23 protein-coding genes are annotated in these 19,739 nt (G+C 69.0%); 14 read left to right on the top strand and 9 right to left on the bottom strand.

What is annotated here, in order from left to right; genetic code table 11:
• Window positions 1-10: 10 nt before the first annotated feature.
• The gene (locus GA0070612_RS25245) at window positions 11-3,100 is read right to left on the bottom strand and encodes a hypothetical protein (RefSeq protein WP_231924334.1); all 3,090 of its coding nucleotides are present in this window, start codon (window positions 3,098-3,100) and stop codon (window positions 11-13) included.
• Between the two features lie 155 nt (window positions 3,101-3,255).
• On the opposite strand from GA0070612_RS25245, the gene GA0070612_RS32690 reads away from it, so the two are divergent.
• The 3 genes from GA0070612_RS32690 to GA0070612_RS25230 all read left to right on the top strand — a co-directional run bounded on the left by GA0070612_RS32690 (window position 3,256) and on the right by GA0070612_RS25230 (window position 5,717).
• Window positions 3,256-4,047 (top strand): hypothetical protein, encoded by a 792-nt coding sequence (locus GA0070612_RS32690; RefSeq protein ID WP_231924333.1) that lies wholly within the window; start codon window positions 3,256-3,258, stop codon window positions 4,045-4,047.
• A 216-nt stretch (window positions 4,048-4,263) separates the two neighbouring features.
• On the top strand, window positions 4,264-5,493 hold the full coding sequence (locus GA0070612_RS25235; protein WP_197699238.1) for a cytochrome P450: 1,230 nt from the start codon (window positions 4,264-4,266) through the stop codon (window positions 5,491-5,493).
• Window positions 5,490-5,717, top strand: a complete 228-nt coding sequence (locus GA0070612_RS25230; RefSeq protein ID WP_088990178.1) for a ferredoxin — start codon at window positions 5,490-5,492, stop codon at window positions 5,715-5,717. The genes GA0070612_RS25235 and GA0070612_RS25230 overlap by 4 nt, the downstream gene beginning before the upstream one ends.
• A gap of 78 nt (window positions 5,718-5,795) precedes the next feature.
• Here GA0070612_RS25230 and GA0070612_RS25225 read toward each other — a convergent pair whose 3' ends face one another.
• Window positions 5,796-8,072, bottom strand: coding sequence for a glycoside hydrolase family 44 protein (locus tag GA0070612_RS25225; RefSeq protein WP_231924332.1), 2,277 nt, complete (start codon window positions 8,070-8,072; stop codon window positions 5,796-5,798).
• A 155-nt stretch (window positions 8,073-8,227) separates the two neighbouring features.
• Between GA0070612_RS25225 and GA0070612_RS25220 the strand changes: the two genes are divergently transcribed.
• The 4 genes from GA0070612_RS25220 (at window position 8,228) to GA0070612_RS25205 (ending at window position 11,096) form a co-directional block, all read left to right on the top strand.
• Window positions 8,228-8,620 (top strand): nuclear transport factor 2 family protein, encoded by a 393-nt coding sequence (locus tag GA0070612_RS25220; protein ID WP_088991751.1) that lies wholly within the window; start codon window positions 8,228-8,230, stop codon window positions 8,618-8,620.
• 157 nt (window positions 8,621-8,777) lie between these two features.
• On the top strand, window positions 8,778-9,314 hold the full coding sequence (locus GA0070612_RS25215) for a GNAT family N-acetyltransferase (RefSeq protein ID WP_088990177.1): 537 nt from the start codon (window positions 8,778-8,780) through the stop codon (window positions 9,312-9,314).
• A gap of 294 nt (window positions 9,315-9,608) precedes the next feature.
• Window positions 9,609-10,448 (top strand): helix-turn-helix domain-containing protein, encoded by an 840-nt coding sequence (locus GA0070612_RS25210; protein WP_231924331.1) that lies wholly within the window; start codon window positions 9,609-9,611, stop codon window positions 10,446-10,448.
• A 66-nt stretch (window positions 10,449-10,514) separates the two neighbouring features.
• Window positions 10,515-11,096, top strand: coding sequence for a dihydrofolate reductase family protein (locus GA0070612_RS25205; protein ID WP_088990175.1), 582 nt, complete (start codon window positions 10,515-10,517; stop codon window positions 11,094-11,096).
• Between the two features lie 67 nt (window positions 11,097-11,163).
• Here GA0070612_RS25205 and GA0070612_RS25200 read toward each other — a convergent pair whose 3' ends face one another.
• Window positions 11,164-11,508: a cupin domain-containing protein gene (locus GA0070612_RS25200; RefSeq protein WP_088990174.1), complete on the bottom strand. Its 345-nt coding sequence runs from the start codon at window positions 11,506-11,508 to the stop codon at window positions 11,164-11,166.
• A gap of 66 nt (window positions 11,509-11,574) precedes the next feature.
• Entirely contained in the window at window positions 11,575-11,703 is a 129-nt protein-coding gene (locus GA0070612_RS32875; protein WP_269458272.1) for a hypothetical protein, read from the bottom strand.
• 135 nt (window positions 11,704-11,838) lie between these two features.
• On the opposite strand from GA0070612_RS32875, the gene GA0070612_RS25195 reads away from it, so the two are divergent.
• Both GA0070612_RS25195 and GA0070612_RS32680 read left to right on the top strand, forming a co-directional pair.
• Complete coding sequence (locus GA0070612_RS25195; RefSeq protein WP_088990173.1) at window positions 11,839-13,050, top strand: helix-turn-helix domain-containing protein; 1,212 nt, start codon at window positions 11,839-11,841, stop codon at window positions 13,048-13,050.
• A gap of 510 nt (window positions 13,051-13,560) precedes the next feature.
• Window positions 13,561-13,851, top strand: coding sequence for a hypothetical protein (locus tag GA0070612_RS32680; RefSeq protein ID WP_088990170.1), 291 nt, complete (start codon window positions 13,561-13,563; stop codon window positions 13,849-13,851).
• A gap of 118 nt (window positions 13,852-13,969) precedes the next feature.
• On the opposite strand, the gene GA0070612_RS25175 is transcribed toward GA0070612_RS32680, so the two are convergent.
• From GA0070612_RS25175 to GA0070612_RS25165, 3 genes are read right to left on the bottom strand one after another with little or no spacing between them, the layout of a single operon-like run.
• On the bottom strand, window positions 13,970-14,386 hold the full coding sequence (locus tag GA0070612_RS25175; RefSeq protein WP_231924330.1) for an immunity protein Imm33 domain-containing protein: 417 nt from the start codon (window positions 14,384-14,386) through the stop codon (window positions 13,970-13,972).
• A gap of 19 nt (window positions 14,387-14,405) precedes the next feature.
• Window positions 14,406-14,987, bottom strand: a complete 582-nt coding sequence (locus tag GA0070612_RS25170; RefSeq protein ID WP_088990169.1) for an HD domain-containing protein — start codon at window positions 14,985-14,987, stop codon at window positions 14,406-14,408.
• Window positions 14,984-16,111 carry a helix-turn-helix domain-containing protein gene (locus tag GA0070612_RS25165; RefSeq protein WP_088990168.1) on the bottom strand — a complete coding sequence of 376 codons (1,128 nt, stop codon included), beginning with the start codon at window positions 16,109-16,111 and terminating at the stop codon, window positions 14,984-14,986. The genes GA0070612_RS25170 and GA0070612_RS25165 overlap by 4 nt, the downstream gene beginning before the upstream one ends.
• A gap of 201 nt (window positions 16,112-16,312) precedes the next feature.
• Between GA0070612_RS25165 and GA0070612_RS32285 the strand changes: the two genes are divergently transcribed.
• The 5 genes from GA0070612_RS32285 (at window position 16,313) to GA0070612_RS25150 (ending at window position 17,841) form a co-directional block, all read left to right on the top strand.
• A complete protein-coding gene (locus GA0070612_RS32285; protein WP_197699236.1) occupies window positions 16,313-16,519 on the top strand; it encodes a hypothetical protein in 207 nt (68 codons plus the stop codon).
• On the top strand, window positions 16,516-16,695 hold the full coding sequence (locus tag GA0070612_RS32280; protein WP_197699512.1) for a hypothetical protein: 180 nt from the start codon (window positions 16,516-16,518) through the stop codon (window positions 16,693-16,695). Before GA0070612_RS32285 ends, GA0070612_RS32280 begins: the two co-directional genes overlap by 4 nt.
• Complete coding sequence (locus tag GA0070612_RS25155; RefSeq protein WP_088990166.1) at window positions 16,692-16,910, top strand: hypothetical protein; 219 nt, start codon at window positions 16,692-16,694, stop codon at window positions 16,908-16,910. The genes GA0070612_RS32280 and GA0070612_RS25155 overlap by 4 nt, the downstream gene beginning before the upstream one ends.
• Window positions 16,907-17,080 carry a hypothetical protein gene (locus GA0070612_RS32005; RefSeq protein WP_167393676.1) on the top strand — a complete coding sequence of 58 codons (174 nt, stop codon included), beginning with the start codon at window positions 16,907-16,909 and terminating at the stop codon, window positions 17,078-17,080. The genes GA0070612_RS25155 and GA0070612_RS32005 overlap by 4 nt, the downstream gene beginning before the upstream one ends.
• 296 nt (window positions 17,081-17,376) lie before the next feature.
• Window positions 17,377-17,841 (top strand): GNAT family N-acetyltransferase, encoded by a 465-nt coding sequence (locus GA0070612_RS25150; protein WP_088990165.1) that lies wholly within the window; start codon window positions 17,377-17,379, stop codon window positions 17,839-17,841.
• Window positions 17,842-17,929: 88 nt separating this feature from the next.
• Here GA0070612_RS25150 and GA0070612_RS25145 read toward each other — a convergent pair whose 3' ends face one another.
• Window positions 17,930-18,445 (bottom strand): hypothetical protein, encoded by a 516-nt coding sequence (locus tag GA0070612_RS25145; RefSeq protein ID WP_088990164.1) that lies wholly within the window; start codon window positions 18,443-18,445, stop codon window positions 17,930-17,932.
• Between the two features lie 424 nt (window positions 18,446-18,869).
• Window positions 18,870-19,730 carry an oxygenase MpaB family protein gene (locus tag GA0070612_RS25140; protein ID WP_088990163.1) on the bottom strand — a complete coding sequence of 287 codons (861 nt, stop codon included), beginning with the start codon at window positions 19,728-19,730 and terminating at the stop codon, window positions 18,870-18,872.
• Window positions 19,731-19,739: the final 9 nt, after the last annotated feature.

Here is a 19,739-nt window from a genome sequence, read left to right as displayed (position 1 = left end):
GGTAGGGCGGTCAGGCCGACTGTCGCCGCCGGCCCAGTGACAGGAGCAGGCCGGCGGCGGCCAGGGCGACTCCGGCGGCGGCGGTGTATGCCGGGAGTTCGACGGGGACGCCCAGGTGGACGGTGATGCCGAGGATGCGGGACAGACCCCAGGGCAGCAGCGCGAGTTGGTCGTTCCACACCGTCAGCGCGCGTTCCAGGCCCACTGCCCAGACCACTGCGGACAGCACGCCGAGGGGCACACCCGCGGCGGCGAGGGTCAGCCCGACGGCGCTTCGGCGGCGTAGGCCGTAGCGGTCCCGCAGCACCACGGCGACGGCCACGAACAGCCAGCAGAACGCCGCGAACGCGACGGTGACGTACGCCGCGCGCAGGCCCGGCGCGGTCCAGAAGGCGAACCAGTACCCGCCCGGTCCGCGCCCGGCGAGCGCCGCCAGCAGCAGGACGCTGCGCAGCAGCGCGACGCCGCCGACCACTGCCCACAGGTGGAACGGATCACGGCGGCCGACGACGAGGCGTACGACGAGGGCGAACAGCGCCCACCCACCGAGGGTGACCAGCAGGTGCGCCGGCGCGGCGAACCAGGTCAGCACGAGCCGGCTCGCCACCAGCACCACGGCCGGGACCAGCCACACCAGCACCCGGTCCGCCCGCGTCGCGGGCGTCGGCAGCGCGGCGACCCGCCACGGCCGGAGCGCACCGAGCAGCAGCGCGCGCGCGGCGGCTGCGCCGAACCCGCGCCGGTACAGGCCGAGCAGCACCACCAGCAGGATCGACCCGAGCATCGCCCGGGCCGCCCAGGCCATCGCCGGGTCCCGGTCCGCGCGCTGCGCCCCGAGGTCGGCGGCGGTGAAGTTGTACGCGGGCAGGTCCAGGTCGGCGCCGTAGCGCTGCCGGTGCGCGTCGCGCGCGTCGTGGTACGCCGCCGACGCCCGCCGCCATTCGTCACGGGCGGCCGGTGCGCCCGTGTCCAGCCACTGCGCGTGCCGCAGCACCATGGTCCGGTACGCGCTCAGCGTCTCGAACAGGTCGACCTGGTAGTCGAGGGTCGCGGTGAAGCGCCCGCGCAGTTCGGCGTCCCGCCAGGTCGCCGCATCGGTCGCGGCGACCAGGTCGCGCATGCGCCGGGCCAGCACGACGGCCTGCGCGCCCTCCTCGATCGCCTCGTCAACGCGACCGCCGGTCACCGCGTAGATGCTGTCCAACGCCGCGGAGTCGCCGGTCAGGATGTCCCACTCGAAGATCCACATCATGGGCGGCGGTTCCAGCCCGAGCGCCCGCACCGACCGGTCGGCGTACGGACCGATGTAGAGGCCTTTGGTGACCGCCTGCCGGGACAGCGCCATGGCCTGCCCGATCGCGGCGACGGTGGCCGGGTCGCCGGAGAACGTACGGTACGCCCAGTCCGCCGTGACCTGCGCCGGGTCGGCGTTCGGGTCCCAGGCCAGGCGACCGACGGCGTACGTGTTGAGGTCGTAGAGCTGCCAGAACCCGGCGCGCAGGTACAGCGACATGGGCCCGGCGCGCAGCGGCCCGCCGTCCTGGGTCCAGTTCCAGACCCCCTCGACGTTCGGGTTGCCGGCGAGGAACGCGCGCAGCGCCTGGCGGTGCAGCGGACCGAGGTCGTTGGGCAGCGAGCCGAACGCCTCGAACTCGCGCCGGGCCTGGAACTCCACGATGCGGCGGTGTCCGCCGCCCAGCAGGGTGGTGTTGAGCGGCAGGTGGCTGTAGAAGTCGCCCAGGGTGTACTTGGTGGACACGATCAGGTGCCTGTCGTCGAACCCGCCGAGGACCTGCGCGTACGACTCCGGGTTGGTGTGCAGGTCTCCGACGGCGCCGACGCCCACCGTCCACGTACGGAAGATGATCTCCTTCCCGGCGGGGCCGGCGGTGTTCAGCAGCGCCCGCAGCATCGCCCGCACGGACGCTTCCGTGGTGACCGCGAGCCGTGACGAGTAGTCCCAGCCGTTTCCGGCGTACACCTCGCCGCCCTCGCCGACGCGGACCATGAGGCCGTCGACGAACGGCATGCTCTCGAACAGCTCGGCCAGGCCGGCCTGGTAGACCGCCCACAGCCGGGGGTCGGCCGTGTCGAGGCCGCCGACGGTCCGCGTCAGGTACGCCTCCAGCGGGGGCGACACCGCGAGCATGTCGGTCAGCAGGAAGACCCGCACACCCATGTCCTCGGCGTACCGGAAAACGGGGCCGAACGCCGCGACCATCGCCCGTGCGCGGTCGACGTGCGGGTCTCCGGGCGGGTAGACCGCGCGCCCGTCGCCGACCTTCGCGAACGTGACGTACTCCAGGAAGCCGGGCACGACGATTCCGTTGAATCCCTGCGCCACCGAGTGGTCGACGAACTGCCGGAACTGGGCGTCGATGCGGGCCACCGCGGCGGCGTCGACCCACGGCGCGCCCGGCAGCACCGCCGAGGTGACCACGTCGGTGTTCAGGCCGTAGTCGTCGCCGGCGGCGAAGACGGCCGGGTCGGCCTCGCGCCCTACCGAACCCGCGTCGGTCAGCCGCAGGCCGAGCCGGGGGATGACCACCCGACCCGCGTCCGCCGCGGGAAGCACCTCGGCGCCGGAGCGGATCCCGTCGGCCAGCCGGTACATCCCGGCTGCCACGCCCGCGACGTCGCCGCCCTGGACGGCCAACTCGGCGTCGCGCACGTCAAGCCGGTACGACTCGGGCGTACCGCTGAGGGTGGCCTGCACGCCGGCCCGCAGCGTGGTCACCGCCGACAGGTCCGGGGCCGCGCTACGCGCCGTGCCGGTGCCCGGCGCGGACCTGGGCGGGTTCGACGCGGCCGGGACGAGCGCCGGCCGGGGCAGGCCGCGGAAGACCACCGCGTCGGCGACGGCGCCGGCGGCCTTCCTCACGCGCGGCTCGTCGGGTACGACGAGGGACGCCAACGGCGGGACCGGGGCGGGCGTCCGCGCCGGCGCGGCGACAGCGTCCTCGCGCGGCACGGCGGCGGGGGAGTGGCGCAGCCCCAGCGCGTCACCGACCGCCCAGGCCGTCGCCGCACCGAGCGCTAGCAGAACCACAGCGGCGACAAGTAGCGGGTACGGCCCACGGGACCGGGCAATGTGAGCCACGCTCGCATGGTAAGGCTTCGCCGGCCTCCGTTCTCCGACGTGGACAAGCAGGATGTCGCGGCAATCAGGACGGAGTCATCGAGCGACGAGCGTCGTGTCGGCTTGCCCGGCCCCCGGCACGCCAACGCCGGAACCTGCCTGGAACCATCGGAGTCGTGACGACCTTCCGCCTGCTGGCACAGACGAGTCGTTCCGCGCGATTCGCCAAGGTGACGGTCGAGGTCGCAGCGTCGGATCGGTCCGACGTCGAGGTGACCGCCGCCGCGACCGACGAACACCGGCGGGAAGCTGAGCTGGGCGCCCGGTGGGCTCTGCACAGATCTCCCACCGAGGTACGGGTAACTGTCACCGACGTTGTCACCACCGACGTCGACACCGGCCTGGGCGATGTCTACGAGGCCACCGCCCGCGCCGTGTGGCAGGCGCTGAGTATCGAGCACCCGGTGCCGTACGTGGGCTTCAGCGATCCCGAAATGATCGCGTCGTGGCTGAAGGGCGCGGTGGGCCGACGGCTCGACGCCGTGACCGAGGCCCGGCACTGGTCCGAGGGACGGCGCGAACCGGACGCCGCGAGCCTGCTGCATGCCTGGCTGTACTTCGAAGGCGGGATGCCGGTCAATCTGCACGGCCGTGGCGACCAACTCCTGCTCGCGAAGGAGAAGCCGTACCGATCCACCGACCTGGACGAGTACGGCGAGATCAGGGTCGGCCCGACGCGGCATCCGGACGTGCTGTCCAGGTTCATCGGCGCCCGGCTCACCGATGGCGCGGTCATCCTCGGCCACGGCGGCGACACGGTCTCCGCTGGAATCGTGTTGCGGTTCGAGAAGGGCGACCTCGTCATCGGCACGCTCGGCGACGAGTGGGTTCTCGCCGTCGGCTCGGTGCCGTCTGCCGCCGCGCACTACTGGGCTGTGCAGCCCTTCGTGTACGGCGGCGGAGGATAGCGGGCACCTCGTCGTCTCCCGGGCCACAAGTCCGCTGTCGCGATGGTGGCGGGCCGACCTCCATGGCGATCATCGTCATCTATCGCTACGATCCGATGTCGAGAGATCACTGAGCGTGGATATGTGCTGTCCGCAAGCGCTGGACTCGGGCAACGCGGCGCCGCTTTGAACGTGGTCCGGCCCGAGGATCACGCCGTCTCGACGAAGGGAACCCGGATGACGGAGAGCGCGCAGACCACCGAGAGCCGTGTCATTCCGCCCGCGCGACCGTACCCGTTCAGTGTGCCCGACCGCCTCGTCGTCGATCCGACCTACGGCGAGCTGCGCGAGAACGAGCCGATGACCCGGGTGAAGTGCCCCTACGGCGAGGAGGCGTGGCTCGCCACCCGGTACGAGGACGTCCGTCTGGTCCTCGGCGACGTGCGCTTCGGCCGCGCCCCGGCCGTCGAGCGCGACGAGCCCAGGCTCACCCCACGCCAGCAGTACAGCGGCATGCTGACCATGGACCCGCCCGATCACACCCGGCTGCGCCGGCTGGTGGCGAAGGCGTTCACGGCACGTCGGGTGGAGGCGCTGCGTCCCCGAACCCAGGAGATCGCCGACACGCTGATCGACGACATGATCCGGCTCGGTCCTCCGGCCGACCTGGTGGAGCACGTCGCCACGCCGCTGCCGATCCAGGTGATCTGCGAGCTGCTCGGGGTCCCGTACGCCGACCGCGACCGTTTCCACATCTGGTCCGAGGCGATCGTCTCGACCACCTCCCTGCCAGAGGAGACGGTCCAGGAGTACCTGAACAATCTCTGGGGCTACATCGGTGGTCTGGTCGCCGAGCGCCGCCGCGACCCGGGGATCGACGACCTGCTCGGTGCGTTGGTGCGGGCCCGCGACGAGAATCAGGATCGGCTCAGCGAGACCGAGCTGGTGGAGCTGGCCGGAGGGCTGCTGGCTGCCGGCCACGAGACCACGGTGACCCAGATCCCCAACTTCATCTACGTCCTGCTGCACAACCCCGACCAGCTCGCTCGGCTGCGGGCCGACCCGTCGCTCGTGCCGGCCGCGGTCGAGGAACTGTTGCGGTACGTGCCGCTCGGCGTCGGATCCTCCTTCGCCCGGTACGCCAAGGAGGACGTCGAGGTCGGCGGGGTGCTGGTCCGGGCCGGTCAGCCGGTTCTGGGCTCACTGTCGTCGGCGAACCGGGACGGTACCGTCTTCGCCGACCCGGACCGGCTGGACTTCGACCGTGAGCAGAACCCGCACCTGGGCTTCGGTCACGGCGTACACCACTGCGTCGGCGCGCAGCTGGCCCGCATGGAGTTGCAGGTCGCCGTCGCCACCATCGTCACTCGGCTGCCCGGCTTGCGGCTCGCCGTACCGGAGGCCGAGCTGGAGTGGAAGCGGGGCATGTTGGTGCGGGGCCTGCTCGGCATGCCGGTGGCCTGGTGAGCGCCACCTGGCGGATCGGTGTGAACTCGCGCCGTTGCATCGGCACGAGCATCTGCGCCGGCACCGCGCCCGAGCACTTCCGCCTGGTCGACGGCCTGTCCGCGCCGCGGGCCGAGGTCGTCGCCCCGGACGAGGTCGTCATCGACGCCGCCGACTCGTGCCCGGTGGAGGCGATCACCGTTCGCGACACCAGCGACGACCGGCTGATCGCGCCGCGGGAGTAACCCGAGATTTGGGCCGAGGCGTCGGTGCGCCCCGGCCCTCTCTCCCGCCGGTGTGGGACGGAGTAGGGGTTTCTCAGGTCACCCGCAGCGTTGGCCGTTGAGGGTGAAGGCGGTCGGTGCCGGATTGGTGCCGCTCCACGTGCCGTTGAAGCCGATGCCGGTCGAGGCGCCGGGGGCGAGTTTGCCGTTCCAGCTCATGCTGTCCGCGGTGACACTCGTTCCGTTCTGCTTCCAGGTGGCCGACCAGCCCTGGTCGACCTTCTGGCCGGCGGTCGGGAAGTCGAAGGCGAGTTTCCAGCCGTCGATCGCGGTGGTTCCGGTGTTCTTGATCGTCACGCTCGCGGTGAAGCCGCCGGGCCAACTATTGGCCGTGTAGGCGACCGTGCAGCCGCTGGTCGGCGCGGTGGGCGCGGTCCGCACGCTCAGGCCGGGCGAGGCCGCCGAGACGTTGCCCGCCGCGTCACGGGCGGTCACCACGAAGGTGTACGGGGTGTCCGGCGTCAACCCGGTCACGGTGTACGTGGTGCCGGTGGCGCTGCCCACCTTCACGGTGCCGGCGGCGTCGACCCGGTGCACGTCGTACCCGGTGGCGGCGGTGTCGTCAGTGGATGGTGTCCAGGCCAGCGCGATGCTCTGGCTGGTGATCGTTCCGGCGGTCGGCTTACCGGGGACGGTCGGTGCCTGGGTGTCGCCGGGCGTGGCGCCGCGCGGCAGCACCAGGTGGGTGATCGAGTTGGCCGGGAAGGTGGTCGTGAGGCCGCCGGCGGTCACCGGCTGGTCGGCCTCCCGGACGACACCGGCGAGGTTGGCCCCGCTGTAGCGGTAGACCTGGGCGGTGCTGGCGGACGCGCCGGTGAGGGCGACCGAACTGGTCAGGTCGTCACCGGTCTTGTTGACCACGACCATGGTGAGTGCCTTGTCGGCGCTCCGCTCGGCGGCGTACACCGCCAGTTTGCCCTGGTCGGCGCTGGTGGCCTGGACGGACGTCTCGCCGAACGCACCGCCCTTGCCGTCGTAGTTGCGGTAGACGCGGAAGGCGTTGGCCACCGGCTGGTCGGCCGTCGGTGCGGTCCAGAGGGTCGCCAGGTCGAGTCCTTCGCGACCGAAGATACCGAGGACGTCGGCCTGGGCGAGGGCGCCGTTGAGCGACCCGTAGCCGCCCCAGTTGTATTCGGTCATCGCGATCTTCGTGCCCGGGTAGTGCTGGTCGACCAGCTCACGCAGGCGCGGGATGTACCGGACCGGCTGGTTGATCCAGCTCTCGTCCACGTAGGTCGGATCCCAGAGTTGGCGGGTCGAGCGCAGTCGCAGCGCCTGGGTGGCGGCGTCGCCGGCCGCGTCGCCGAGCACGCCGGACTGCTGCGGGTAGAGGTGGACGTCGAAGTAGTCGAGGATGCGGGTGCCGTGCTGCTGCTCGTACTCGCGCATCCGGTCGAGGTACCAGGGGCCGAGGTCCTGGCCGCCGTGCGCGGCCTTGTCCGGTGGGTTCGACCAGCAGCCGGTACGCGAGCAGGTGTCCTGGTCCAGGCCCGAGAAGAAGATCGAGTTCAGGCCCCAGCCGACGGGGCCGAGTGTCTTCGCGCCGGGGTCGGCGGCCTTGATCGCGGCGGCGTACTCGTAGGTGCGGTCGCGGAGCTCGTCGTAGCCCAGCCCGGTCGGGCGGACGTCGCGATGGGTGGAGTGCCACAGGTCCGGCTCGTTGTCCAGGTTGTAGAACTGGACTCCACCGTCGGCGGCGGCGCCGAACTGTCCCTTGAGGTGGTTGACGAAGTCGGTGGCGTACTCCGGACCGACGGCGATGCTGGTGTCCGTCGGATCGTTGCCGGTGACCAGTGACCCGTCCGGCTTCTTGCCGTTGCCGCAGTCCGGTGCCCACTGGTCGGTGGACTCCTGCGGGCCGTACTTCGTGACGCTGAAGCCACAGGCCCGCGACCGGTCCTTGGCGATCCAGCCGAGCATCGGCATCGTCATGACCGTGGCGGCGCCGGTGGCCTTGTTCTGCCGCACGAACCGGTCGGACTCCGAGCCCGCCGGGAGGTCCTCCGGGCTCGGGTTGTCGTTGGGGATGTTCTCGAAGTACCAGTCGGCCGCGCGGTTCGTGGTGTCGGCACGATAGTTGTAACGGGTGGTGGCGTTGCCGCCGTACCGGTGCACCGGCAGCCGCAGGTCGCGGGCGAGCGCCTCGTCGGCGAAGTTCATGCCGTAGATGTACGGGCTGATCTGGTGCCGGGCGGCGGTGGTGTCCACGGCCAGCGCCGGGCCGGCTACGGCCAGGGCGGGCTCCGGCAGGACCAGACCGCCGAGGGCCGTGGCGAGCACGACCGGGAGGAGAGCGGTGGTGGGACGCACGAGCATTCCTTTCGAATAGAAGCTCGACGATGGGAGCGCTTCCACAGGATTGCGCTTACCTGGCTCCGAGTCAACGCCGCTGGAATCGTTCTGGATCATGTGGATCTCATCCCAAGCGGCATCGACGATGGGCCTTCAGGCGAGACCCGTACGCTGGGGTGGTGATCGACTTTCGTGCGGCGGTGGAAGCACGGGACCCCGATGCCCTTGCGGCAACCCTGGCCGACAACGTGGTGTTTCGCAGCCCGGTGGCCTTCAAGCCCTATCCGGGCAAGGCAATCACCGCAGCGATCCTGCGGGGTGTGCTGCGGGTCTTCGAGGACTTCCGGTATGTCCGTGAGCTGAGCGGCGAGGGCGGCCGCGATCACGCGCTGGTTTTCGAGGCGCGAATAGGCGACGTGGCCGTCGAGGGTTGTGACTTCCTGCACCTGGACGAGCGCGGCTTGATCGATGACTTCACGGTCATGGTGCGTCCGCTGTCCGCCGCGCAGGCCCTGGCCGCTGCGATGGCCGCTCAATTCGAGCAGATCCAACGTGAGGCAAGCGCCGGCTAGCGAGTCAGGAGCCCGTCGGCGTCCCGGCTCGCCTGACGTCAGGCAGGCCTTGTCCCGGTCGCTGTCGTTCGCTCATCGACGGTGCCACCGGCCGTCGGGACATCGCGGCTCGGAGCCGAGTTCCGTCGCCGTCTTGCTACGAAGGGACGCACCTGACATGACCAGTCTCCTTGATCCCACGTCCCTGGAAACTCCGCGGCTGCTGTTGCGACGCTGGCAGAGCAACGACCTGGACGGCTTGGCTGCGGTGAACGCACAGCCTGAGGTGATGCGCTACATCCATGACGGTCGCACCCTGGACCGGGCAGCCACCGCAGAGCGCTTGGCCATTTATCGGCGGCACTGGGATGAGCACGGCTTCGGGTTGTACGCGGTGGAAGTCAAGGAGACCGGCGAGCTGGCCGGTTTCACCGGGCTGGCCGTGCCAACCTTCCTGCCCGAGATCATGCCGGCCGTGGAGATCGGCTGGCGGCTTGGCCGTGCGCATTGGGGCCGAGGCCTGGCCACCGAGGCGGCCCAGTCCGTGGTCGCCCATGCTCGTGCCGAGCTTGGACTGCGGCGGCTGGTCAGCATCCATGTTGTCGGCAACGAGGCGTCAGCGCGAGTGATGGTCAAGCTGGGCATGACCCTGGAGCGCGAGACGGTGCAGCCGGATACCGGCCGCCAGGTCCGGGTCTACGCCATGGATCTGTAAGCGGTCAACCAGCCACCGTCCCGCCTGAGAGTCGTCCTCCGCTGGTGCGCCGACCAAGCCCTTGATCCGACCGCCACGGCACGTGCGGTGCCGATGCGCGGGCTTGTCGTTCGAAGAGGCGCCTATCGCTAGTCCCAATCCGACGACTGGAATGCCAGCCAGTGGGACCCCGACGTGCTGCGCGACATCGAATCCCGCCGCCACCGCGACAGAACCTGAACTGGTCTCCGGATCGGCGTCGGTCGGGGCCATCCCGGCGCACGTCTCCGACGGGGCGTCGGTGATGCTGTGGGCGTGGAGTACGTGTCCAGAGTGCCGCGACCGCCGCTGGACGGGCTGATCGACGACCTCTACTACCTGGAGGGCGCTCCGCCGTACGCCCGGCTGACGCTGCCGGCAAGTCCGGCGGCGTTCCTCATCGTCAATCTCGGGGCGCCGTTCCGCATCCGTGCCGGCACCGACATCGAGACGACCGAGTACGCCGACGGCTGCGTGGTCACCACGCCCAGCCGCGCGTTGGAGTTCGGCTACCCACCTTGGACCCGGTCCGTCGGCGTGCACTTCAAGCCGTGGGGGCCGGCGCCGTTCCTGCCGATGCCAGCGGCCGAGCTGTGTGACCGGCCGGTGTCCTTGGAGCAGGCGTGGGGTCGACCCGCCATCGCCGAGCTGCGAGACCGGCTGGCTACCGCCAAGGGACCGTACGAGATGCTGACGCTGATCGAGGAGGAGCTGATGCGACGGCTGTGCGAGACCGCCGGCCTGGGGCTGGTCCGCCATACGAGCCGCATCATCGCGGCGACCAGCGGGGCGGCAGCTATCGACGACCTGAGGGTTTCCGCCGGTGTCAGCAGCACTCACCTGGCGCGGCGGTTCAAGGAGCTCGTCGGCGTCACACCGAAGCGGTTGGCCCGTGCCTACCGTTTCACCGCCACGGTGCTCTCGATCAACCCGGCCGAACCGATCGACTGGGCCGACCTCGCCAACAGCGCGGGCTACTTCGACCAGGCTCACTTCGGCCACGAGTTCCGGGCCTTCACCGGGCTCACACCGACCCGGTACGTCGAGGTCCGTCGGCGGTTCCTGCGCGAACACCCCGGTCACGTATTGGACGGCTGGCCGCTGCCGGCCGATTGATTTCTTACAAGAGTGGCGGCCCGCGAGGCTCTAACCTGTGGGGATTCCCCAAACAGAGGAGCGCCTGTGGGCGATGTAGTCATGTACGGCTCGGTGTCGGTGGACGGCTTCATCGCGGACGAGAACGACCAGCCTGGCCCGCTGTTCGACTGGTTGCTCAGCGGTGACGTGCCGCTCGACGAGAGCGGCGTGTTGAAGGTGTCGCAGGCGTCCTACGACCACACCCGGCCGTACTGGGACCAGATCGGGACGACAATCGCCGGCCGCCACGTCTTCGACATGACGGACGGCTGGGACGGGAAGCCTCCGGGCGGGGTCGACCACGTGGTCGTCGTGACGCACCGACCGGCGCCCGAGGGCTGGGACCCCGATGCGCCGTTCCACTTCGTCGACGGTGTCGAGGCGGCCGTGGCCAAGGCGCAGGAGTTGGCGGGTGACCGCCTCGTCGAGGTCGCCGCCGGCGACGTCGGTGGCCAGGTGCTTGCCGCAGGGCTGATCGACGAGGTGCGCATGGACGTCGTACCCGTGGTGTTGGGGTCCGGCAAGCGCTACTTCGGGTCGGTCGACGCGCAGCACCTGTTGGAGGATCCCGACGTGGTGATTCAGGGCAACCGGGTGCTCCACCTGCGCTATCGGGTGCGCCGTTGAGCGATCTGAGCGGGTGTACGGCGCTGCCCGGAGCGGGCCGTCGACCTGTAGCCAGGGCTGGGACCGACTACCCGGCTCGCCGGTCTGGTGCGCGCGAGCCGTACGCCGGACCGAACACCACCAGCAGTGCCAGGTCCTCGGTCACCTCGTCGAACCGGTGCTCCTCGCCGGCCGGCACGAAGATCACCGAACCCGGGCCCACCTCGGCTGCGCCGTCCGGGGTCACGATCCGGGCCCGCCCGGCGGTGACCACGTAGATCTCGTCCTCGGTGTGCGGGCTCTGATCGTCGAGACCGTCCGCTGGGATGCAGTACGTCCCCACCGACAGGTCCGGCACCCTCAGGTGTTCGACCCAGTCGTTGACGGTCCCGGCGGGGGCGGTCCATCGACCAGCGCCTTCGATGATCTGCATTGCCGAACACTAAGGGAAGCCGTTTCCCCGCGCTGGCCGGTGGCGGCAGTCGCGCCGCCTACCCCCTCACCGGCCGTGCCGTCGCACCAGTCTGCGGCGTACCCACCAGAGCGACAGCAGGGACAGCACGGCGGTCATCGCGATCAGGACGCCGAACTCCCGCCACTGCAGGCTCCAGAACTTCGAGTCGGGCACGTAGGTCACCTTCAGGTTGAGCGGCAAGCTGACTCGCGGCGTGTGGGGGTTATGAGGCAGCGGACAGGCCGGTAGCGTCGGTGGTACGGGGGCCTGGGTGCCGACGATGCGTCCCGTGCTACGAGGAGGTCCGGGATGGATTCCTTGCCGGAGTTGACTTTCGGGCAGCGGTTGAAGGTCTATCGCGAGCGGTCCGGGAAGACTCGTGCGGTGCTCGGTGGGTTGGTGGGGCGTAGCGCCGAGTGGGTCAAGGCAGTGGAGACCGACCGCATCCTGCCGCCGCGCATTCACATGCTGGATCGCATCGCTCGTGCTCTAAAAGTCGAGGTATCCGCGTTGGCCGGGGAGTTGGGTGGCCGGTCTGCTGCGGTGAACGGGCCGGAACACCCCGCGCTGGGGTCCGTCCGGGACGCCTTGAACCGCTTCACGATGTCCGACGAGGATCCTCCGGAGTCGTTGACGAGCTTGAAGGAGCGCCTTGCCGTGGCATGGCGGGCACGCCATCAGGCGTCGGATCACCGCACGGTGCTGGGCGGGTTGTTGCCGGGGCTGCTGCGCGACGTGCAGCGCGCCGCGTTGGCGTACGAGGGCGTTGAGCGTCAGCATGCTCAGGCCTTGTTGGCGGAGACATTCGGGCTGACGCAGATGTTCCTTGCTTATCAGCCCGCTGCGGAGTTGTTGTGGCGGGTCGCGGACCGGGCGATGGTGGCGGCGCAGGAGTCCGGCGACCCGGAGGCGGTGGCGTGCGCGGGATGGTTCCTGTGCCAGGTGCATCGGGATGCCGGTGACTGGGACACCGCGATGGCCGTGACCTTGGACCTCCTGTCGGCGCTGGAGCTGGGCGCGGCCGACGGGAACACGAACCTGTTGGCGCTCTGGGGTGCACTGAACTTCGAGGCTGCCTACACCGCCGCTCGTGCTGGTGAGGAAGGGCGGGCCTGGCGGTACTGGGATCGCGCGGACCGCGTGGCGCAGCGCCTGCCGCAGGGCTTCTATCAGCCGCAGACATCGTTTTCGCAGGTCATCATGGGTGCCCATGCGGTGACCGTGGCCGTGGAGTTGCAGAAGTCCGGTGAGGCGGTGCGACAGGCGCACCGTCATGATTCTGCGGCGATCCCGTCGAGGCCGCGGCGGGCCCGTCATCTCATCGAGGTCGCGCGGGCGCACTACGGCAAGGATGACAAGGAGGCGGCCGTGTCGACCCTCCGGCAGGCGTACGAGTCGGCCCCGGAGACGATCCGCTTCAACGGGTACGCCCGTCAGATCACCTTGGACCTGCTCGACGGCCCGCGTTCCACTCGTGACGACGCCCGTGACCTTGCGGTCAAGGTCGGGCTGCTCTCGTGATCCAGGGGTAGGAACCTTACCCATTCCGCTCCGCGACCCACCGTAGCTTCGTGCTCACGGGATGCGGTGGGCGGTGCGGTATCGCCTGGTCGCCGCGTCCCTCCAGCTTCGAGGGCAGGAAGCCGTCCTCGTGGTCGAACGAGGGAGGGTCGGTGCGGCGCGTCTCGTATGACGAATACCTCTCGGCCGCCGCGCTGACTCTCGCCCGTAGGCATCGGCCGGTGTGGTCGTGGCGGCTCTGGCAGTACGTCTGTCGCTGTGGAGCAGACCTGCCATGCCGCGCCAGGCACCGGGTACCGATCGGTCGTGGTCACTGGCCGCAGGAAGGTGAGCAGTGATCAACGGGCAGCAAAAGGCAGTCACTGCGGTGCACGTCCGAGGATTCGACGGGATGTGCAGCGGCGGTCGGACGTGGTGGGCGCCGCTCACCGCGTACCCGTGCTGGCAGGTCGGTTGGGCGACTCGCCGGCAGGCACGGGCGAACGCCTCTGGCCTCTTGGCGGGTCTACGGTGACCGTCCATGGCCCGGTCATGCCGATCTGGAGCTGCGGCGGCTGCGGCCTGCCCTGGCCCTGCGCCACCCGGAAGCACGAACTGCTCGCGGAGTATGCGGATGCTCCGGTGTCGATGGCTCTCTACCTCGGGTCCTACCTCGTCCAGGCGACCGAGGACATGCCCTGGACACCGGCCGGCTTGCTGCACCGACGCTTCCTTGGATGGACCAGAGAGAACGGCCAAGCCGTGCCAGCAGTGCGGCGGCCAGGTTCAGCAACGGTGCCAGCAGAAATTGAGCCGAGGTGAGTGAGTAGGCCGTCTGATCTCGCATCAAGCCCGAACCGACCGGCTAATCGGGCAGGTCAGTGACGGCGTTGCCGAACTTAGTGCTCTGCTGCGTCGGCCGACCGACGACGTGCCGGAGTCAGACGTCGAGGAGGCTCTCGTCGTACCAGACGTCCTCGTAATCAGGTGCCAACACAACGCCCCAACCCGGCGGAAGCGCCAGGTACGGCTCGAGTTCGCGGGCGTATTCGTCGAGGTGCTCGATATGCACTGGCGCGAAGAACCCGTCGTCATCCTGAGGAATCTCGGGGCCGCGCCACACGAACCAGCCGTTGCTGTTGCCGGCAATCGGATGCCGCAGGGCGTTGAGCGGCTCCAACTCGCGGGGCGCGACAGGGCGATGCCGACCATCGTCTGCTGGGTCGGCGGCGATGGCTCGACCGCGAATCGTCGACACACGTCGCGTTGCGCCGCCGAAACGTTGATGCCCGGCAGGCGCCGAAGCCAACTGATCACGTCGCACATCATGTGGAGCCAGGCCGTCAACGGTCAACACAACGCCAAGTGTTGAAGGCTTACTTCTGCTGCGGCGGGGGTATGAGCCAGGCCAGGGGTTGTCCGTTGAGCGCCGCGTCGGCAAGGCGGTGGGCGCTGGCGGTCTTCAGAGCGGCTCGTGAGCTGTCGATCCAGCGCTGCACGTTGTCGATGCCCTGGTGGCGGTACTCGACGGCTTGGACAAGGCATTCCAGCTTGTCGGCGTCGCGGGCGACGACGGCTTCCAGTGTCTCGCCGGCTTCGTATTCGGCGACGGCGGCGGTGATGACGTCGGCGACGGCCGGTGGACAGGCGGCGACCTGGTCGGCGGTGACGGCGGTGTTGGGTACGGCGGTGAGGTAGCGCTTGGCGATGTGGGGGATGTCGGTGATCCGGGTTTCCTGGGTGTCGTGCAGGACGCAGAGCATCGACACCCGGGCTGGGTCCGCGCCCTCCATGGCGGCGAGCATCATTCCGATGAGAGCCGTTCGGAACGAGTGTTCGGCGATGGATTCGGGTTGCTTGACGCCGGCGAACCACCAGCCGGTTCGAGCGGCGCGTTTGAGGACGCCGGCTTCGAAGATGAAGTTCATCGCTCCGGCGGCGTCGTGGTCGTCGGTCATCTGCCCGTCCCTGTGCCGGTGAGTCCGTCCGCCCGCAGGCTGTAGACGATAGAGGTTAGTTCCTGCCGTGACTGCGCGGAGATCCGGTCACTGTCCAGCAGCGGGACGCTGCGGTCGAGGAGCGCCCGAGTCGTGGTGGGGTTGTCGAGAGCGAGACCGCGGCGTGCGGCCAGCAAAGCCCAGGCGTTGTGGATGTTGAGGTCGACGAAGGGATGCCCGGGATCGAGGCGCTGGACCAGGTGCCGAAGAAGGACTGAGCCGTGCCAGTCAGCGAGCGTTTTGGGCATGAAGGAGTCGTCGCGGTGGCGGAAGGGGATCTCGCCCACCCAGTAGGCCGAGTAGTTGAGAGCTGCTCGCTCGCAGGCGTCGTCGGGGTGGGCGCGAGCGATGAAGTCCCGTAACGGTTCCGGATCACCCTGGTTGGCGAGGGACGTGACGACGGAGCGGGCGTCGGGCCACAGCGGTGACCAGGTGTGAAAGGTGGTCGTGCGGTGTGCTCGGGCGGTGGTCTGGGTGAGCCATCCTGCTGCTGCCTTGGTGGGGTCCATGCCCGCGAGGAAGCAGGCTTGCCGGTGCAGCAGCACGTTCCGATGCCGTCCGGCTGCGGCGCGATCGGCGAGCACGTGAAGCTGAGCGAAGAACGTACGTTGCTCGTCGACGGGCAGGGTCGGTCCGGACGCGACTGGGCCACGCCGGGGATGGGCGATGGGTAGCCCTTTGGCGAAGGTCGGTGTCTGCCCGAGGACGGCCCAGAGGATCAAGTCGGTCAGACGATGGGTGAGTACGGACCAGCCCAGCGGGTGTTCGGCGATGTCGCAGCGGTCCACATGTGCGTCGAGGACGGCGGCGAGGGTGAGGTCCGCCTCGGCGGCGTCGTCGAGTGCGGCGAGCAGGAGCGTGTTCGCGCCGAGCTGTCCGAGCCGGCGTCGGACGGCGATCGTCTGCCCGAGCGGTACTGCGGTGAATGGCCGGCGCCCGGATTCCCAGCTCTGCACGGTCACGCGATCGACGTCCAGGTCGACGGCGATCTGCTCCTGAGTGAGCGGGATCGACTCCCGGATCAGCTTGAACAGGTAGCCGGTCACCTCGCCGCGATGCGCTATTGATCGTCCGGGACCTCTCATGCGTCATCCCTACGTTGACCCGTGGTCGACGTTCCGCCGTGAATCAAGGCTGCGGCAGCTCATCTGGCCTGCTCACTCGTACTGCGGGTGAGTCCAACCGCCGTCGTCGTGATCGTAGCGTCGTAGTTACCGAACGTTCCAGATCCGGTTCCGTCGTTTCGGGGTCGGCCATGGAGTGCTGCCCGGTGGAGGGAGCCAGTGATGCGGGACAGGACATCGCCATGGCGACGAGTGACCTACGACCAGTACCTGATCGCCGTCGCGATGACCCTGGCACGGCGACACCGCCCGGCGTGGTCGTGGCGGAAGTGGAGCTGGAACTGCCGCTGTGGGGCGGAACTGCCCTGTCGCAGCCGGCACCGCATTCCGATCAACCGGGGGCATTGGCCCACCGAGGAGGAGCAGTGATCAACGAGGCCGAGCGGCACATCCTGCTCGTACATCTGCCCGGGCAAGACGGTCTTTGCGCCGGCTGCCGGGCGTGGTGGTCGCGGCTCACGCCGTACCCGTGCTGGCAGGTGAACTGGGCGACCACCCGGCAGGCGCGGTCTCTGACGGCGGCGCTGCTCGGAGGCCGCGCGTGACCACGCATGGCCCGGTGCTGCCGATCTGGAGTTGCGGTGGCTGCGATGCTCCGTGGCCCTGCCGCACCCGGCAGCGCGAGCTACGCGCCGAGTTCGACGGCGCGCCGATCTCCCTGGCCATTTACCTGGGTGCCCAACTGGTACGGGCCTCCGAGGACCTGACCTGGGTGCCGGCGGGGGCGCTGCACAGACGGTTCCTCGGCTGGCTTCGGTGAGCATCCTGCGGCCCGGCGACGAGAAGTTCCATTACAGCGACGGCTCCCACAGGTGGATCCCGCCAGATTCGGACTACGACCAGGAGGTCTGGGACGAACAGGTTCGCCAACACAAGCACGGCCACCTGAGGAACGTGCACCCGAAGGTGCGGATCCAGCGCCTCGTCTGATGTCAGCAGTACAGCATCGGTGCCAGCCAAACCGAGCCGAGAGGCGCACCAACAGGCCGTCTGACCTCCCATCGTGCCCGGTCCGATCAGCCTGCCGAGAGTTCACACCGAAGAGGTCGCGGGTTCGGTACCGGTATCGCCCTGACGGTCAGGCGCGGGGGCACTGCGTCGAGCGCGGTGAGGAACTGGCGACAACCGAGGCCCAGAGCCACGCACTCCCACGGACCTCAGCGGAAGGCGTACGCAGCTGGTGCCGCGTCAGGCAAGGTTTGCCCTGTTCCTGTCAGACTGCTCGGATGATCGTCAGACTTGCGGGAGAGCAGGACTTCGATGGTTTCCTTGGCCTGGCGGCTCAGGTCGAGTGCTGGTTCGGCCCGATGGTCGAGGATCTCGGCTTCCATGACGCCGTGCGAAAGCATGTTCGTCGGTCGACGGCGATCGTCGCTGTTTCCTCGGGTCCGGATCTCCTGGGTGGGCTGTTGTTCGCGGCGAAGGCCCCGACCTACCACGTCCTCTGGCTTGTCGTATCTGAGCAGTCACGGGGGAAGGGCGTCGGTCGTGCGCTGATGGCGGAGGTGACGCGGAGGTTTGTGTCGGGCCCGGGCACCGTTGAGGTGGTCACCTTTGGGGCCGATCACCCTGGTGCCTCCGTCAGCGGTGCACGTGTCTTCTACGAGCGCCTTGGTTTCACCCCTGCCGAGGCTGCCGATCCGGGCCGGGAAGGCGGTTCCCGGCAGGTCTTCCGCCTGGTCGTCACCTGATTCATGTCACGGTGGTCTGTGCGACAACGTTGCGCAGGCGCTCGTCGGCGTTCGACGTAGGTGCGGCTCTACCGCGCGGTGGGGTTGGTCATGGGTCGATGCGGTTACGCCGGTAGCGCTGTCCTGGTTTCTGGCATTCGAGCCCGTTCTCGTCCAGGGCGTTGAAGACGGTCAGCCATGCTGGATCGAGGTCGAAGCCGACCGCAAGACTGCCGTCTGCCATGTCCTGGTCACCTCCGATCCATTCGAGCAGTTCAACGTGGCGCAGCGTGTGGCCAGGAAGGTCAACAAGCTCCGGCGTCGGGTCCGGGCGCCAGGCGAGGTGGAAGTAGGGATCCTCGATTGCCCGGAGCGGGTTGATGGTGTTCCAGGTGATGGAGAGGTCGTCAAACTTCTGATGATCGATCTCGACCTGCTCGGCACCGAAGTCGAGCAGGACGGGCGCGTCGGTGAACCACTCGTCATCATCGAGGTCCCAAACCAACCAGACATGCTGCAGGGTGAGGCCGACCAGTCCGGCGAGGCGTCGGGCGTGGGCGGCTGCGATGTTGCTACGGCCGTTGAGCCATTGCGGCTGGTAGTCCTGAATGCCGTAGCGGATCATGGGCTGAGTCTGCCACCTGGCAGAGGCTGCCTCTCGTGTCTGCGTGGCAACTCCGGCTCGCCGACAGGGATGCGTTGGCTGGGCAGGAGGACGCCGGCGGCGGTGATCTGCATGATGCTGCCGACGGGTGGCACCGACCACACGCCCATGCCCCCAAACAGGACACATTGCGAAGCCTCAACCCCGACGCGAGGTCCCTGACCACCCGCGCCTGCGGACAGACCGCCCATCTCACGCATGATCCACACGACTTCGCTGATGTGGGGGTATCCGGGACGGGTTGATACCGCGACTTCGCCGAAACGGAGTCGATCAAGGCGCGCCGGTCGGTCTGACCTCGTTCCACGCCCCATCCAACCGACTTGCCGAGAGTTCACACCGAAGAGGTCGGCCTCGCCGGCCTGGACCAGGTCAAGGCGTCGTCCTACTCGTGCAGGCTGTCGTGCTGCGGGCCGAGCTGGCTGATCTCGTACCCGTCGGGGTAGCTCTTGGTCTTGATCCCGTCGGCGAACAGCGCCGTCGTCCGTGGCGCGCCGAACCACCGTTGCGACCGCGATCGCAGCTTCAGCGCCACGTGCAGGCCGGCCCGGACCGGCCACGGCGGCGTGTCGACGCGCATCGCCTGCCGCAGTGGCGCGTCGTACATGGCACTGACCAGTGTGTTTCCCAGCGGTCCGAGCATCCGGGGGATCCGGGTGAGCATCAGCATCCGGGTGGCCCGTTCGATGGCCGCCGCGTCGTCGTTGGGCTGGAGGTGAGCAGCGTCGTGCGCGGTGAACCAGGCTTCGAACTCCTCGTACGACCCGGGGATGTCAGTGATGCCCATTTGTCGGCCGAGCTGCCGGTAGAACAGGTAGGTGGCCTGCCGCTCGTGGCAACAGGGCGGACGCCAGCCGTACTCCTGCAGCCACCGCGTCGGAACGACCACCAGGCAGCCGAGGACGTAGCGGAAGTCGTCGTTGCCGATGTCGTACGGGCGGTGGATCTGGTTGACCCGCCGCAACGCGTCCCGACCACGGGGCTTATCGAAGCCGTTGAGCACCATCTCGTACATCAGCAGGCCGGTGTCGTCGATCCGCTTCTGGGTGCGATCGGTCAGCTCACCGGTGGTGGTGTGCACCGCGGCGATGGCGGGGATGGAGAAGGACCTGTTGAAGGCGAGGTTGAGGCCGAGCTTCATGTCCCACGGGAACTCGTAGCGCAGCATCGTCTGGTAGATGTCCAGGTAGTCGCGCTCGGGGTCGAGGGTCCGGATTCGGTTCAGGTTGGCGTAACGGCCTTTCATCGGTGGGCA

Source organism: Micromonospora chokoriensis (genome assembly GCF_900091505.1).
Taxonomy (GTDB): Bacteria; Actinomycetota; Actinomycetes; order Mycobacteriales; family Micromonosporaceae; genus Micromonospora; species Micromonospora chokoriensis.
The sequence above is the reverse complement of the archived record's forward strand: the minus strand, read 5'-3'. Positions and strand labels throughout refer to the sequence as shown.

Coding starts and splice junctions, on each gene's coding strand:
- GA0070612_RS25235 (WP_197699238.1), top strand. CDS start 4,264: ATGACGGAGAGCGCGCAGACCACCGAGAGCCGTGTCATTCCGCCCGCG.
- GA0070612_RS25225 (WP_231924332.1), bottom strand. CDS start 8,072: ATGCTCGTGCGTCCCACCACCGCTCTCCTCCCGGTCGTGCTCGCCACG.
- GA0070612_RS25215 (WP_088990177.1), top strand. CDS start 8,778: ATGACCAGTCTCCTTGATCCCACGTCCCTGGAAACTCCGCGGCTGCTG.
- GA0070612_RS25200 (WP_088990174.1), bottom strand. CDS start 11,508: ATGCAGATCATCGAAGGCGCTGGTCGATGGACCGCCCCCGCCGGGACC.
- GA0070612_RS25195 (WP_088990173.1), top strand. CDS start 11,839: ATGGATTCCTTGCCGGAGTTGACTTTCGGGCAGCGGTTGAAGGTCTAT.
- GA0070612_RS25170 (WP_088990169.1), bottom strand. CDS start 14,987: ATGACCGACGACCACGACGCCGCCGGAGCGATGAACTTCATCTTCGAA.
- GA0070612_RS25165 (WP_088990168.1), bottom strand. CDS start 16,111: ATGAGAGGTCCCGGACGATCAATAGCGCATCGCGGCGAGGTGACCGGC.
- GA0070612_RS32285 (WP_197699236.1), top strand. CDS start 16,313: ATGCGGGACAGGACATCGCCATGGCGACGAGTGACCTACGACCAGTAC.
- GA0070612_RS25150 (WP_088990165.1), top strand. CDS start 17,377: ATGATCGTCAGACTTGCGGGAGAGCAGGACTTCGATGGTTTCCTTGGC.
- GA0070612_RS25145 (WP_088990164.1), bottom strand. CDS start 18,445: ATGATCCGCTACGGCATTCAGGACTACCAGCCGCAATGGCTCAACGGC.
- GA0070612_RS25140 (WP_088990163.1), bottom strand. CDS start 19,730: ATGAAAGGCCGTTACGCCAACCTGAACCGAATCCGGACCCTCGACCCC.